The sequence below is a fragment of the Amphritea balenae genome, from assembly GCF_003858655.1.
Classification (GTDB): Bacteria; Pseudomonadota; Gammaproteobacteria; order Pseudomonadales; family Balneatricaceae; genus Amphritea; species Amphritea balenae.
Map to the genome: position 1 here is coordinate 317,220 of NZ_RQXV01000005.1, position 15,803 is coordinate 333,022.

Consider the following 15,803-nt stretch of genomic DNA (forward strand, 5'->3'; position numbering starts at 1 on the left):
CCTTACCCTTATTGCAGTAAATCGATAATCTCCGGGTAGCCTTTCTCGCGGGCATTATCCAGTGCCGTTCTTCCGTTGCGATCACGAATTGAACGATCAGCACCCGCAATCATCAACAGCTCGACGATTCGCTGATAGGTGGGGCTACCATCTCCCAGAATGACTGCTTCCAGCAGCGCAGTCCATCCCAGATAGTTGACCTGATTGATATCGATTCCGGTGGTCAGCAGGTATTCCACAACCTCAACATGCCCGTGATGGGCCGCGGGTGTCAGGGCAGTACCACCATAACGGTTGACGCTTCTGAGGTCGGCCCCCGCAGATACTGTCATCTTGAGAATCTCGAGCTTGCCTTCGGCACCGGCATAAAGATAGGGACTGTCCTGAAGATCATCTTTAGCGTTAACATCGGCCCCCGCATTGATCAAAAAACGGGCTGCATCAGTCGCATCATGGTAGGTAGCGATCAATAATGCAGTACGTCCTCTTTCATCACGACTATCTATCAGTATCCCCTGCTCGAAAGCCTGTTGCAGTTGAGGAACATTATTATCCGCCGCTGCATTGAAATAAGCGGTTCGATCACCTGCCTTTGCGATCCCAGGGAAGCAAATGATAGAGCAAGCCCATAGGACCAAACTTAAAACTCCTGTACGCATCAGACTACCTGCAAAGTAAGGGGCGCCCTGCCCGCTCAGCATTTCTGCCATATACCATATGGCTGATTCCAGACCAGGCCGCGGCTGCTTCGCACATCGGGCAGGGTCGCGAGGAGGAATAGAGCACGGCACCACTCAGATGTTCCCGCTTAAGCCGGCGCCCGGCATCCCGGATCGCAGCCATTTCGGCATGCCCGGTCGGATCATGGTCCAACAATACCCTGCTTCCGGACTCTCCAACTATCTGTCCATTCAGAACCACAATTGCGCCGTAGGGCTGATCCCCCTGTTCAATTGCAAGTCGCCGCATTTCAAAGGCCCTGGCAATGAAGCTGCGCTCGGTCTCTACATCGGGCTGAACGATGGCACCATCCCCTCTCACGTTATCAGGCCTAACATAGGTGCCCAATAAGCCTGCGCTACAAAGATACAGAAACCTTCTCCGGGGAATTTTAGACTGTCCCCCATCTATTAATATTTTACCCACGGCTACAACGCTCTCTATTGTGGTTACCCAAGAGGAGGCCAACACCAGCTTTACGTCTCTGACTTTTTAAGTGACATCCAAACAATAAAAACCAAGCAACGAAAACCAAGCATCTGCTTCTCTCCCATTTTAGACCATCAGCGTCTATCAAATTATCCTGATCAGACTTGAAGGATCGCCCGACATCTTTTGATTTTTTGCCTGAAAATCGTAGTTTTCCATCGGACATTCGCTAGCGGAAAAACTGCGCCTGGCCTCTTTTCATCAGCTTACGTCGTACAGAAAACCTCATTCAATCAATTCAAAAGCCACGAAATACGGGCCTTTCAGCCTGGTTCTATATTTCGGTTTAGCGTTGGGTCTATCTGAAATCAAACCTCAAAATCTATATTGAAAGCGTCCAACAAAGTGACGCAGATATCTTCGCCTTCTTTTCTTCTGAATTCCGGAATTTAAGAAGCTAGCTTCTGTATCCCGTAACGGACCCGCTCAAAACAATAACAATTACCGAGGTTACGATGAACTTAACAACCCGCGCCAAATCCATTCTGTCTACTTGCATACTGTCTGCAACACTGGCTGCACCGGCGATTCAAACTGCCCAGGCTGCTGACGAACTAATGCTGGCCCACGCCTACCCTGCAGACCATATATTCCACCTGACTTCCACCACCTTTATGGATGAGCTGAAGAAGAGTGGCGCTGATATCGAAGTCGATTACCATCCTGGTGGCTCACTGGGAGACTGGGCTTCCCTGTTTGAGCAGAGCATGGAAGGTGTAGTACCTATGACGATGAGCTTCGGCGCCTCAGAATACGATCCTCGCCTGGATCTGTCCTGGTTGAGCTACGTGGTTGACGACTGGAAGCAAGCCCGCGAAGTTTATGGCCCTAACGGCAAAATGACCGGTGTTTATAACGAGATCCTGAATGACCTGGACCTGGCTGTGCTGGGTGTTATTCCAACCGGCTTTGGTTCCATCGCTATGCGAAAAGGGATCGAAGATGTACCGACTAACTTCCCAGCCGACGGCCAGGGAATCAAGATGCGCGTACCGGCAATCCCTATCGGTATCGAGCGTTATAAGAGCTTTGGTTTTACACCGGTACCTATGCCATTCTCTGAGCTCTACACCGCACTTCAGTTAGGTACTATCGATGCACGCGGTACTGCGCCTTCGGTTGAAATCTGGCAGATGCGCGACGTTATCGAAAGCTACATCCTGACCAAAGACTATTTCGAGCATGCTTTCTGGGTAGTCAACAAGTCATGGCTGGAAGACTTGCCCGCTGATGAGCGTGCTAAGCTGATCGCCGCATCTGATGCCACCATGGCAAAAATCTGGGATGAGGCACAGGCAATTGACGAAGGTTTCCTGAGCAAGGTACGTGGCGCTGGCGTCAAAGTTGTTGACCTTAGTCCTGAAGAAATGAATAAGGCTAAAGAAATTCTGTACGCCAAAGAATGGCCTTATATGGAAGGCATCGTAGGTCCTGAAATCATGGCTATGATGCGTGATATCGCCGGCCTTAAGTAATCCTGATCGGTCTTAACCTTTCGGTAGTTCCCACTCTCTGCCCCGTCTTTATGGAGCAGAGAGCTGGGATGCTACCTTCCCGACCACTCTTTTCAGGATCAGAATCATGCAACAAGAAAAACACTCTGAACCCCAAAAATCGGTGGGTGAGACCAAGATCTACGATTACGATCCTGATCTCAGTACTCATCCAATCCCCCCCCACCTGCATGCGATTCCAGAACAGCCCGAAACCCGGACAGACAGTTTTCTGATCCGCTTTGAGCGTTTACTGAATTGGGTATTCCGCATAATGATGGTACTGGCAGGCATGGGCCTGGCACTGCTGACGTTCTCGCAAGTAATTATGCGTTATGTACTGGAATCACCTTTCACTGGCATCGAAGAGGCCTCCATTCTGCTGGCCGTATGGGTCTATTTTCTGGGTATGGGCTACGCCACCCGTGAACGTGAACATATCCACGGCGGTATCGTCTCTCTAGTGGTGAAAGACCCATACAAGGTAGGCGTAATCCGTTTCATCGGCTCCGTCACCTGTATGCTCGCTGCTATTCTGTTTGGCTATTTTGCCTGTAAATATGCGCTGAAGGAGATCGACAAAGGGCGTGTCAGCGTCAATCTTCGCTGGCCGCGAGGCATCTGGAGCGCCAGCATGATTGTCGGTTTTGCCATGATGGTGGGCTACTTCATGCTCGAAACTATTAATGAATTCCGAGACCTTTGCAGCCAGTCTCTTAGTCGCAAACAAACGCGTAATAATGAAACGCAAAAACCTAATACTCAGGAGGTGTAAACAATGACATTATTTCTTATTTCAATGCTAATTATCATCGCCCTGATTCTGATCGAAATTCCGGTCGCTTTTGCTTTTGGTATCGGCGCAGTGCTGTTTGCATTCACCACCGGTAATAATATCTCGTTCCTGATCCCACACGGCTTTAAGACCGCCAGTGGTTTTGCCCTGCTCGCCCTGCCCCTGTTTATATTCGCAGGTTTGTTGATGGCCGAAGGTGGAATCTCAGAGCGGCTACTGAACTTCGTTAACTCTATCGTCGGTCGTATAAAAGGCGGGCTGGGCGCAGTAACCGTTCTGACTTGCGCCTTGTTTGGCGCGATCTCCGGCAGCTCTTCTGCAGCAATCGCAGCAGTGGGTCAGATCATGATTCCACGTATGGTGCGTGAGGGTTATCCACCCGGCCACGCGACCGCTCTGGTTGCTTGCTCATCCGTTCTGGCACTACTGATTCCGCCAAGCATACCAATGATTGTGTTCTCCATTACCGGGGGGCTATCGGTGGGTGCAGCATTCCTGTCCACCATTATTCCGGGCATAATGCTGACATTGCTGTATTGCGCGCTGAACATCTGGTTCTTGCGTAACGACACCAATATTAAAGTGGAGCAACCGCTACCCTTTAAACAAGCAGCTAAAGGCGTAGTAAAAAGCGGCTACAACGCAGCCTTCGCCCTGCTAATGCCACTGATCATTCTCGGAGCTATCTACAGTGGTATCGCTACACCAACGGAAGCTGCAGCTATTGCCGTTATCTATGCGATCCCGGTGGGACTGTTTATCTACAAGGGTATGACCCTGCGGAGCCTTAGCGCTGTAACGGTACGCGCCGTCACTATGACCGGTTCGATCATGGCCGTGCTGTTCTTCCTGTTCATCATGAGTCGCGCGATGATTCTTGAACAGGTTCCACGCGACCTGGCACTGGCGCTGCTAGAGATCTCTGATAACAAGTACGTCCTGCTACTGTTGATCAATCTGTTATTGCTGTTAATCGGCATGATCGTTGATGACATCTCTGGCAGCGTACTGGCAGCCATTATCTTCCTGCCGATCATCAACGAGCTGGGTATCGATCCGATCCATTTTGCGGCGGTTGTGGGCGTGAACTTAGGCCTGGGTAATGTATCACCACCTTGTGCCCCGATGCTCTACATGGCCGGTGGAGTGGGAAAGCTGTCACTGGACCGCTATATCACCCCGACATTGAAATTCCTCTGTTTAGGCCACCTGCCAATGGTATTCCTGGTGACCTTTGTACCTGAACTTTCACTCTTTTTGCCGAAACTCCTGATGGGCTACTGAGGCAAGTCGTCGCGAGCACTTTAAATAGGCGACCTTTCAGCCCCTTGAAAACAGGGGCTTTTTTTACACTTTTATAACCACTACTCATCGGCTGATTTTATGGACTGATCAGTGAACTGAGTTGGAACTACAAAATGAAATCCCGTGGATCTACGGCTGTTATCAAGAGTCGATTTATATTGATCATACGCGGAAATAATCTCAACCTCTCCGACAGACAGGACCCAATACATGACTTCCTATATCAAAATAAAAAACCATATCAACGGTCAGTGGCTGGACGAAAACAACGGCCAGTACGAGCCATTGAAGAATCCTTCTACCGGTGCTGTTATCGGTGAAGTACCAATCTCCTCTGAAGCAACTTCACGTCAGGCAACTGCCGCTGCTGCCGAAGCTTATCCGGCCTGGAGCGCGACACCGCTGCCGAAGCGAATGAACTACATCTTCGATATGCAGCAGGCAATGAAAGATAACCTTGAAATGCTGGCCGAAGCGATCGCCATCGATCAGGCTAAGCATATCGCTGAAGCCCGCGGTGAAGTGGGCCGGGTTATTGAGATCCTGCAGATGGCCTGCTCTATTCCTGCCACTATTCAGGGTGAAACCGTGCAGGGTATCGCTAACAACATCAATGGCCGCCTGATCAAAGCACCATTAGGTGTGTTCTGCGGTGTTGCACCATTCAACTTCCCAGCCCTGGTATTCGGCTGGTTTATCCCTTTTGCTATCGGTACCGGCAACACCTTCGTCTACAAACCATCCACTGAATCACCACTGTTTATGCAGAAGATGATGCAGCTGCTGGTTGACATCGGTCTGCCGGATGGCGTCGTTAACATCGTTCACGGTGACCGTGAAACGGTAGAAGCCTGGTACGAGGATGATAACGTTGCCGGCGTTTGTCTGGTCGGTTCTACCCCGACCGCTAAAGCGATCGCAGAAGGATGTGGTCGTGGCGGTAAGAAGACCATGTTGCTGGGTGGCGCTAAGAACTTCCTGGTGGCGATGGAAGATGCGCCGATGGATCTGATGATCGAAAACATCCTGATGTCCGGTTACGGCTCTGCCGGCCAGCGCTGTCTGGCGGTATCTAACATCGCCGTAGTGTCTGAGATCTACGATGAATTTGTTGAGCGACTACTGGAAGCGTCTAAAAACATCACCGTCGGTGATGCGATGAATCCGGATGTCTTTATGGGTCCGGTCATCTCTTCTAAAGCGAAAGAGCGGATCGAGAACTACATCGAAATCGGTCAGAACGAAGGCGCTACTCTGGCGCTGGATGGTCGTAATCCTGAAGTTGCCGATGCCAACAAAGATGGTTACTTCGTTGGCCCGACCGTATTCACCGATGTGACCCCTTGCATGCAGATCGCCCGCGAAGAGATCTTCGGCCCGGTACTGAGCGTCATGAAAGTCGGTTGCATCAATGGTGCCCTGCGCATGATCAAGAATCATGAGATGGGTAACGGTGCAGTCATCTTCACCCAGAACGCTTTCTATACCGAGAAGTTCATCAATGAAGCCGATGTCGGCATGGTCGGTGTTAACGTGGGTATCTGTGCACCGCATCCTTATCTGCCATTTGGTGGCATCAAAGGTTCACTAGTAGGTAATAACAAGGTTCAGGGCAAAGAAGCGGTCGATTTCTTCACCCAGAACAAGGTTGCGACTGTACGTGTCGTTGATCCTAAAGCAGGTGAAGCGGCACCCGCTACTACTGCCGATGCTAGTGTTCGGAGCTGTGTCGCAAGCTAAGCCTCTATGAGCCAGGTCGTCTAACAAGCTCGACCAGATATAAAACGCGCCCTTAGGCGCGTTTTTCAATTACATTACCACCCAAAACGAGGACAAAAAAAGCAAAAGAATCAGGAAACATGCAAAAATTGAAGCCAACTAAAAACTCATTGAAGTTAATAAAATACTCATTTTATTTATAATCAGGCTTTAGCTATGAAATTAAAAGCATCGACTTTACTTACGTTATCTTTATTTGTTACCCATTTATCAGCAGCAACGCCCTATAAAGCTCAATTGATGTTGGCTAATCTTGATCTTGCTTCATTGGGACAACTTCAGGTCTATACCGCATCACGCTTTATAACCAATACAACCGAAACTGCCGCTGTTACCAGCATCATCACCGCTGAAGATATCCAAAATAGAGGTTACCGCAGCCTTTATGAAGTGATGCAACATATTCCCGGCGCTTATTACAACACCACCAGCCACTTCGAAAACCTGACCAGCCGTGGACTTGCTCAGGCCCTTTCTTCATATCTGCTATTGATTGATGGTCACGCAATCAATGATAAAAGTTCATTCGGAATCAGTGCAGAAACCGTATTTCCTACACTAAGTAATGTACAAAGAATAGAGGTCGTACGCGGGGCGGGTTCAGTACTCTGGGGTAGCGAAGCCGGTATCGGTATTATTCACATCATTACTAAATCAGCTCAACAGTTAGACCCTACCGGCGAAGGCGCTTGGCAGATAGCACTGGATTATGAGACAGAGCATAAACGGGATTTAGAGTCTGCAATTTATGCTAAGGACTTAGCTGAAGGAGGATATACAGTTAGCATCAGCCGCTTTGATAGCGATGCACCACAAGCAGATGTATATGGAACAGGGGCAACAGGTGTTGCCTTAATCGACTTACGAAAACGAGCCAATATGAATCTCGAGCCCGGTTATGATATCTACTTCAAAGGCCATTGGCGCGACTATGGTTTAAAGGCCTCATTTAATAATGCCCGAAACAATAATTTTCATTCAGGCTCTGATAATGAAGCTATCTATCAACGCAACTGGATTGAACTCTCTTATAACCCAGAGTTAACTGATCAAACACGGATAGAAAACAAAATTTATTTAAATGATTATAAGGTGGAATACCAGTTTAACGACCATTTTAAGTTTAGTAACACCTATGACCTAACACGGATGCAGGGTTACGGCGTTGAAAGCCTGATATTTCATGAAGCAGACAACTATCATCTAACCTCAGGTATTAAGATCGACAGTCACAGAATGACGCTGAAAGCTCCGTACAATATACCGAATCCAGGGCCCTTCCTCCCTTATGAACAGATTTCTCCTGTCACTGACAAAACTTACGCTCTGTTTTCAGAGCTAAATTACTCTTTGCAACCTGATTTTCACATCACTCTTGGCGCCCGCTATCAGAAAAATGACGGCATTCTAGACACCGACTTTATCACACCCCGATTTGCCACAATCTATAACGTCAATGAAGAGAGTACCCTTAAATATATTTTTAACGGATCAGAAGTGGCACCCAGCCTGAGAACCTGGTTGGGCGGTAGAAAAGGCAGTCTCTATCAAAACGGGAGGTATTCAGGTGGTGCTGAAGAGAGCCAAAAATACCAGGCCCATGAGATCCAGTATCAATTTAATACAGACAATACATTCCTGAGTGCAGGGCTGTTCTATATGCGAATAGACGACCTTATTCATTACTATGGCCAAGGCGTCACTGTTGATGGCGATACAGTAATTAAGACCTGGGGGAACGGCCCCGGAGCATCAACCCGGGGACTGGAACTTGAGTTCAAGCAAGCATTTGATCGCGTTGAACTTTATGGAAATTACACTTACGCAAAAGCAACCTACGATGAGGGAAGCTGGACTCTGGAAGGGAACACCACCGACTTTGTTGATGGGTTCTTTCGTCATGTCATCGATTCAGATCTGAACATCGTTGTGACCCCTGAGCACATGTGGAATCTGGGCGCAGATATTAATTTGACTAACAACATGTTACTTAACATTCACTATAACGGCTATGCCAATGTCGCATACGATCAGTTCAATACCGTCGGTGCACCTGTTGATATAGGCTCTGAACATTTCTTAGATACCACACTGGTTGCACGTGATGCTTTCACACAAGGTCTTGATCTGAGTTTTTATCTCAAGAACCTGTTTAACAATGAGGCAATCGTTCCGGACGATGTCTACGGGGGCTATAGTGAGTCAAACATGGCCCGCCGCTTTGGCGTAAATATGACCTATAGCTTCTGATTAGTCTCTTTAACTCTCGAAGTAAGAGTTAAGCAGCAACAGTTGACCCAAGTATTCATCGCGGTGTCGTTTCTTAATTAGATAAAATAAACGCGCTTAACGTGCGTTTATTTTTTCACAACAGCCGTATAAGAAATACAGTAAAGGGGTTACTAGAACTCTGGTAGATCATTTCTGATCTGATACCAGGGGGCTTTCTGGGATACCCAGATATGATTTTTCTCACAGGCTTGTGAGTCATCATCCAGTGAATCTGCACTACTACTTAAAGCATAGTGCATCAGCCTTGATACTGAGCATCGCTTAAATTAAAAGCGATGTTATCAATCAGGCGTGTGCCATTAAGACTGGCGGCAGCCAGAATAGTGATTTCAACGTCACCGGGCTGTACCGGCAACAAGCTCTGATGCTGACAAATATGAAAATAATCCGGTTTAAAGCCCAGCATTGCCAATCGTTGCACGGCCTCAGCTTCAAGCCGGTCATAATCCTGACAACCCGCTTGTAGCTGCTGCCCTACATCCTTCAGCAGCTGATACAGTGAAGCGGCAATGCTCAGCTCATCCGCACTGAGATAGCTATTCCTTGAGCTTAGCGCCAGGCCAGAGGCTGCTCTTTTTGTTGGAACACCGGTAATCTGTACAGGGATAGAAAGATCATTAATCACTTGTCGGACAATCGTTAGCTGCTGGCGATCTTTTTCGCCGAAATAAGCAATATCCGGTAGCACCATACAAAGCAGTTTTACAACGACGGTCGCCACCCCTTTAAAAAACTGCGGCCGGCTAATACCGCAATGCAGTTGCGACAGTTCAGGCATATCTACAATGGTGGCAATACCCTTACCATCCGGATACATCTCTCGTACAGAAGGTGCAAAGAGTATGTCGCAGCCATTACTTATCAAGAGCGCCTTATCTTCTTCCAGCGTCCGTGGATAAGTATCAAGATCTTCATTAATACCAAACTGCAGAGGATTAACAAAAATGCTGGCGACCACTACATCACATTCTTTACGTGCAGCCTCAACCAGACTGATATGCCCCTCATGGAGATTACCCATGGTCGGTACAAAACCAACCATTAATCCTCCCGCCCGGGCTTTATTTAAGCTATTACGCAGATCATCTGTTGAATGGATTACTTGCATTGGAATACACCTGATAAATCAAAAAAGGTAAGCATATAGTTAAGCCGGGGTAATAAAAGAACCAACAGTTCCGTAATGAAAATACCAGACCATTCAGTTATAAACATATACTGCGTTGTATAAATAATCAGCGTAATCAAAGAATGGAAAACGGATCAATTGGCTATCCAGAATTATGAACAGTCAATTTTTATCTGGCTATTTGATCAAAACCAAGCCATTCTAAAACCGGACCAGAAAGTCATAAAAGTGCCAAATAACTTTCAAAAACAATGTGGTACATAAGGATCATTATCTGAAAGAACACTATAGAAATGCATTAAAAATGCGTTATCTGGGCTTTTCAGGCTGAATCTAGAAAACAGGCAAGCGTTGGGTCTACCGCTTTTTTTTACAGCCTGCCATATATTGAATAACAAGCTTTTCGCAACTTAATGCTGCGCTGGCCACCACAAAAAACAGTGACTACAACAATAAAGAGAGCGTTCACTATGATCATTTCACACTATGATTCAAGCCCCTCCAAATTCCCCCTATTTCAATCTGACTTGATCCGTCATTGACAATAATTCACATATAAAGCATCTATAGAATCCTGAGTTTCAATTGTTTCAGAATTAAGTTTCTGAAGTTGAGTTGCTTGGATTAAGTAATAGGAAGCTCATACTTTTATCCGGACAGATTAAGACTCAGGACAGTTCCAATGTGGAGGTTACGATTCAATGTTATCAGGCAGTGAAAGTAATACCGATGATCAGTACGTCCGTTTTGTAAATGTTAAAAAAAGCTATGACCAGCAAACTCTGGTGGTTAAAGACTTTAATCTTAATGCCCGAAAAGGCGAGTTTGTCACCCTCCTCGGACCTTCAGGTTCAGGAAAAACAACCTGTCTGATGATGCTGGCTGGATTTGAAGATGTCACCAGCGGCAGCATTCTGATCGATGGCCAGCCGGTCACTAATATCGCACCTTACCATCGCAACATCGGCATGGTATTTCAGCACTACGCCCTCTTCCCTCATATGACCATCGGTGAGAACCTGGCTTATCCGCTTAAAGTACGAAAAATACCTGCTGATGAAGTAAAACGACGGGTTAAAGAGTCGTTGGCATTAGTCGAGCTGGCCGACTTTTCAAAACGCTACCCCGGCCAGCTATCCGGTGGACAGAAGCAACGCGTTGCACTGGCTCGCTCACTGATCTTCGAACCCAGCATTGTATTGATGGATGAGCCGCTAGGTGCGCTGGATAAAAACCTGCGCGAACAGATGCAGTTTGAAATTAAACGACTGCATGAAGATCTTGGGTTTACCGCTATTTATGTCACCCATGATCAAACTGAAGCATTAACGATGTCGGACCGTATCGCGGTATTTAACGACGGTATCGTTGAGCAATGCGCCGCACCTGAAACCCTCTATGAACAACCTGCTAATTCTTTCGTGGCTAACTTTATCGGTGAAAACAACTGTATCCCAGGCACAGTCACTAAGGTTGAGAATGGCAAAGCAGAGATTCAACTGGCCGATGGTTCTATGGTGACTACCTCCAACCCAAATTGCCCGCCATCCGGTGATCCCTGCATGATGACTATTCGGCCGGAAAATCTCTTTATAGCCAATGGCCAGTCACTGGCCAACAGTATCGATGCCGATTTTACCACTCGCCTCTATGTCGGCGACTCTATCCGCTACTTCTTTAAGATGCCTTGCGGATCAGAACTGATGGTAAAAACGCTGAATGACAATCAGGCCCCGGTATTACAGCACGGCGCCCGTACTCAACTAACCTGGGATGTCACTGGTGGACTGGCACTGGATCGTCAGGCCTGAGCGTTATAAATAAGGACTTAAAAAGGAATTTAACAACCGTAATACCGTAGTAAAAAATAACGTAAGAGGAAAATAATAATGAAAGCACTCAAGCGATTCGGCGCGGCTCTCGCGCTTTGTACGGCAGCCGTGCCGGTCATGGCCGATCAGTTTACCGCAGTATCCTTCGGTGGCGCCTATGGAGCGGCACAGCAGAAACATATGCTCGATCCTTATATGGAAAAAACCGGGCATAAGATTTTATTTGAAAACTATTCTGGCGGTATCGCCGAAATTAAAGCCCAGGTTGAAAGTGGCAATATCCTCTGGGATGTCGTGGATATTGAAGTTATCGATCTGGAAAGAGCTTGTTCTGAAGGCCTGTTAGAAGTATTCCCACACGATACTCTGCCACCCGGTGATGATGGTGTTCCCGCCAGCGAAGACTTCTCTCCCCAGGCGCTCTCAAATGAGTGTGGCGTCGGCAACATTGTCTGGACTGTATTGTATGCCTATAACAGCGAAACCGTTAAAGGCGGTCAGCCTGGCACCATCAATGATTTCTTTAACACCTCGAAATTCCCTGGCAAGCGCGCACTGCGCAAGCGTCCTCAGGTGAATATGGAGTGGGCTCTGATTGCTGATGGCGTACCTAAAGATGAGGTATATGAGCTATTGGCAACCAATGAAGGCCAGCAGCGTGCTTTTGCCAAGCTGGATAGCATTAAAGATGATCTGGTCTGGTTCGATAGCTGGTCCCAGGCGCCACAGCTACTGAATGATGGTGGTGCGGTAATGGTGCAGTCTGCCAACGGTCGTATTTTTGATGCTATTCAAAGTGATAAGAAACCATTTGAAATGGTATGGGACGCGCATATCTATGATCTGGATGTCTGGGCCATTGTAAAAGGCTCCAAGAAAAAGGCACTGGCTGAAGACTTCATCCGTTTCGCCACCAGCTCTAAGCCAGAAAGTGGTATGCAGGAAGTCGCTTATGGTCCAACCCGTAACTCATCTTATAAATACGTAGACAAAGCGGTTATTCCAAAGCTGCCATCAGCACATCTGGACGAAGGTCTGCAGGCATCCGGTGAATTCTGGGCCGACTACGGTGAATCACTGGGTGAAAAGTTTAACGAATGGCTGCTGAAATAAGTCGCCTGAATTAAACACTCGCACCGGATCTGATACTTCAGCCAGCTATATCGGCTGAAGTATCAGGCCAATTTATTACCAGGCTTCATGCCACGGAATAATCAAAATAAGGGCTGTACTTATGCCTCAAGCCGAGCTTAACGCAGACCAGACTATGAACAACGGTGCTGACAGTACCCGTCATAGCTCTCACTCAGGATTAACGCCTGACGAGAAGATACAAAGCCAGAGGATGCAACGTCGGCGCAAATTTATCGCTTTTGCATTTGTTGCACCGCTGATAATTTTTGTTCTGATCGCTTTTGTTGCACCTATAGGTACGATGCTTTACCGCAGTGTTTATCATCCGACGGTCGCGCAGCTGATTCCGGATACCCTTGAAGCACTGTCTGGCTGGGATGAAACAGGTAGCGAACTCCCTGACCAGACTATATTGAATATTTTCTCGGTTGAACTGCAACATCTGGCCAAGGAGCGTCGCTCAGGCAAGCTGGCAGAAGAGATAAACCGTGCTCTACCGGGCAGTTCCAGTGTTATTAAGTCGAGCGCACGCAAATTGAAAAAGCTCGAACCTGAATTACTTGCCTCTGAAGGTGGCGCCAAACTACTCAGTCTAAAACCCCAGTGGCAAAAAGTTGAAATATGGCGTGAAATGAAAAAATCAGGCGCAATATTTACCGACGGTTTCTATTTAACCGCACTGGATCTGATGCGCAGCCCCGAAGGCAATATTGTCCCCCGGGATACCCAGATCTATATAAAACTGTACCTTAAAAGCCTGAAGATCGCTCTGCTGATCACCCTCCTCACTGCCATTATCAGCTTCCCACTGTCTTACTATCTGGCGACAGCACCGGCTAAAACGGCCAATACGCTAATGGTCTTCGTGTTGCTGCCATTCTGGACCTCACTATTAGTGCGAACCACTTCCTGGATCGCTTTGCTACAGACTAATGGCGTCGTTAACAGTTTCCTTGAATCAATACATCTGATCACCGAACCTATAGAGATGCTCTACACCCAGTTTTCAACGGTCATAGCGATGACACATATTCTCTTACCCTTTATGATCCTGCCCCTGTATAGCGTCATGAAAGGCATAGATCCAAGCTACCTGCGGGCAGCGATGTCTCTGGGGGCAAAACCTATACCCGCTTTCATCCGTATCTATATGCCAATGACCATTCCAGGACTCAGCGCTGGTGCGCTGCTGGTATTCATTATCTCTATCGGTTACTACATCACGCCTGCTTTGGTCGGTGGTACCGAAGGACAGATGGTCAGTAATATTATCGCCTTCCATATGCAGTCATCGAATAACTGGGAGCTGGCAGCAGCATTAGGCTCGCTATTGCTGGGACTAATACTCGCGCTGTACTGGATCTACGACCGCTTAGTCGGCGTTAGCAATATTAAGCTGGGGTAACGCTATGACTTTATCTAAACAGGTTGTTCAGTATCAGCTACGGAATAGTGGAGCTGTACTATGAAATTTCCTAAAAACCACACTTTCTGGCAGAACAGAACCGGCATTGCATCGGCTTCGTTGACCAAAAATGGAGCTGTGCTATGAAATTTCCTAAAAACCACACTTTCTGGCAGAACAGAACCGGCAATGCATCGGCTTCGTTGACCAAAAATGGAGCTGTACTATGAAATTTCCTAAAAACCACACTTTCTGGCAAAACAGAACCGGCAATGCATCGGCTTCGTTGACCAAAAATGGAGCTGCACTATGAAATTTCCTAAAAACCACACTTTCTGGCAAAACAGAACCGGCAATGCATCGGCTTCGTTGAACAAAAATGGAGCTGTACTATGAAATTTCCTAAAAACCACACTTTCTGGCAAAACAGAACCGGCAATGCATCGGCTTCGTTGAACAAAAATGGAGCTGCACTATGAAGTTTCCTAAGTACTATACCTTTTGGCAAAAGGTCGGAATGCATGGGTTACGCTTAACTGCCTGGGGAGTACTGGCATTTCTGATGATTCCGATTCTGGTCATCATTCCTCTGTCGTTTAATGCCGAACCTTACTTTACCTTCACGCCGGGCATGCTGGCATTCGATACCGAAGCCTATTCACTGAAATGGTATGAAGAGATCATTAACGATGATAAATGGATGCTGGCGATTAAAAACAGCTTCTTTATCGGTATCTGCGCCACAATCATAGCAACTGTACTGGGCACTCTGGCAGCGATTGGTTTATCTAATCCGGTCATGCCATTTCAGCGCGCTATCATGGCAATGCTGCTTTCACCGATGATTGTGCCTTTGATTATCACCGCCGCAGGTATGTATTTCTTCTATACCCAACTGGGACTATCCGGTAGTTACCTTGGGGTAATACTGGCCCATGCGGCACTAGGTACGCCTTTTGTGATTATCACAGTGAATGCGGCGCTTTCCGGTTTCGACTTTTCATTGATGCGGGCATCGTTAGGGTTGGGTGCCACTCCCAGCTACACCTTCTTCAAAGTGATTATGCCGTTAATCAGACCCGGCGTTATTTCCGGCGGCCTGTTTGCCTTTGTGACTTCCTTTGATGAAGTGGTTGTCATCCTGTTTCTGGCTGGACCTGAGCAACGTACGATTCCGCGCCAGATGTTCTCTGGACTACGTGAACAGATTAATCCAACCATTCTGGCAGTCGCCGTATTACTGGTGGTGATATCGATGCTGCTATTACTGACGATTGAGTATCTTCGGGCCCGGGGTGAGAAAATTCGTACCGGGGAGATATAAAAACAGAGGTTAGAACAAACACTTAACTTCTTGCTGATCGCTGGAAAAGTAAAAACAAAGGCATAAAAAAAGCGGATCAATTATTGATCCGCTTTTTTATTCTGG

The 15,803-nt window shown here is 47.3% G+C and carries 12 protein-coding genes; 9 read left to right on the forward strand and 3 right to left on the reverse strand.

The features are described from left to right. Positions 1-8: 8 nt before the first annotated feature. Complete coding sequence (locus EHS89_RS11195; RefSeq protein ID WP_124926235.1) at positions 9-659, reverse strand: ankyrin repeat domain-containing protein; 651 nt, start codon at positions 657-659, stop codon at positions 9-11. Positions 660-663: 4 nt separating this feature from the next. Further along, on the reverse strand, positions 664-1,068 hold the full coding sequence (locus EHS89_RS11200; protein ID WP_124926236.1) for a nucleoside deaminase: 405 nt from the start codon (positions 1,066-1,068) through the stop codon (positions 664-666). A 596-nt stretch (positions 1,069-1,664) separates the two neighbouring features. Between EHS89_RS11200 and dctP the strand changes: the two genes are divergently transcribed. From dctP to EHS89_RS11225, 5 genes are all read left to right on the forward strand, one after another. Next, the gene (gene dctP / locus EHS89_RS11205) at positions 1,665-2,684 is read left to right on the forward strand and encodes a TRAP transporter substrate-binding protein DctP (RefSeq protein WP_124926237.1); all 1,020 of its coding nucleotides are present in this window, start codon (positions 1,665-1,667) and stop codon (positions 2,682-2,684) included. Positions 2,685-2,790: 106 nt separating this feature from the next. Beyond that, positions 2,791-3,477, forward strand: a complete 687-nt coding sequence (locus EHS89_RS11210) for a TRAP transporter small permease (RefSeq protein ID WP_124926238.1) — start codon at positions 2,791-2,793, stop codon at positions 3,475-3,477. 3 nt (positions 3,478-3,480) lie between these two features. Next, entirely contained in the window at positions 3,481-4,782 is a 1,302-nt protein-coding gene (locus tag EHS89_RS11215; RefSeq protein WP_124926239.1) for a TRAP transporter large permease, read from the forward strand. A 231-nt stretch (positions 4,783-5,013) separates the two neighbouring features. Continuing rightward, a complete protein-coding gene (locus EHS89_RS11220) occupies positions 5,014-6,543 on the forward strand; it encodes an aldehyde dehydrogenase family protein (RefSeq protein WP_124926240.1) in 1,530 nt (509 codons plus the stop codon). A 195-nt stretch (positions 6,544-6,738) separates the two neighbouring features. Further along, on the forward strand, positions 6,739-8,832 hold the full coding sequence (locus EHS89_RS11225; protein ID WP_124926241.1) for a TonB-dependent receptor plug domain-containing protein: 2,094 nt from the start codon (positions 6,739-6,741) through the stop codon (positions 8,830-8,832). Between the two features lie 280 nt (positions 8,833-9,112). Here EHS89_RS11225 and panC read toward each other — a convergent pair whose 3' ends face one another. Continuing rightward, on the reverse strand, positions 9,113-9,982 hold the full coding sequence (gene panC / locus EHS89_RS11235; RefSeq protein WP_124926242.1) for a pantoate--beta-alanine ligase: 870 nt from the start codon (positions 9,980-9,982) through the stop codon (positions 9,113-9,115). Positions 9,983-10,704: 722 nt separating this feature from the next. Between panC and EHS89_RS11240 the strand changes: the two genes are divergently transcribed. The 4 genes from EHS89_RS11240 (at position 10,705) to EHS89_RS11255 (ending at position 15,698) form a co-directional block, all read left to right on the forward strand. Next, positions 10,705-11,814: an ABC transporter ATP-binding protein gene (locus EHS89_RS11240; protein ID WP_124926243.1), complete on the forward strand. Its 1,110-nt coding sequence runs from the start codon at positions 10,705-10,707 to the stop codon at positions 11,812-11,814. Positions 11,815-11,892: 78 nt separating this feature from the next. Further along, positions 11,893-12,948 (forward strand): ABC transporter substrate-binding protein, encoded by a 1,056-nt coding sequence (locus EHS89_RS11245; protein WP_124926244.1) that lies wholly within the window; start codon positions 11,893-11,895, stop codon positions 12,946-12,948. Between the two features lie 121 nt (positions 12,949-13,069). Beyond that, a complete protein-coding gene (locus EHS89_RS11250; RefSeq protein ID WP_211340324.1) occupies positions 13,070-14,374 on the forward strand; it encodes an ABC transporter permease in 1,305 nt (434 codons plus the stop codon). A gap of 475 nt (positions 14,375-14,849) precedes the next feature. Beyond that, positions 14,850-15,698, forward strand: a complete 849-nt coding sequence (locus EHS89_RS11255) for an ABC transporter permease (RefSeq protein ID WP_124926245.1) — start codon at positions 14,850-14,852, stop codon at positions 15,696-15,698. Positions 15,699-15,803 lie beyond the last annotated feature (105 nt).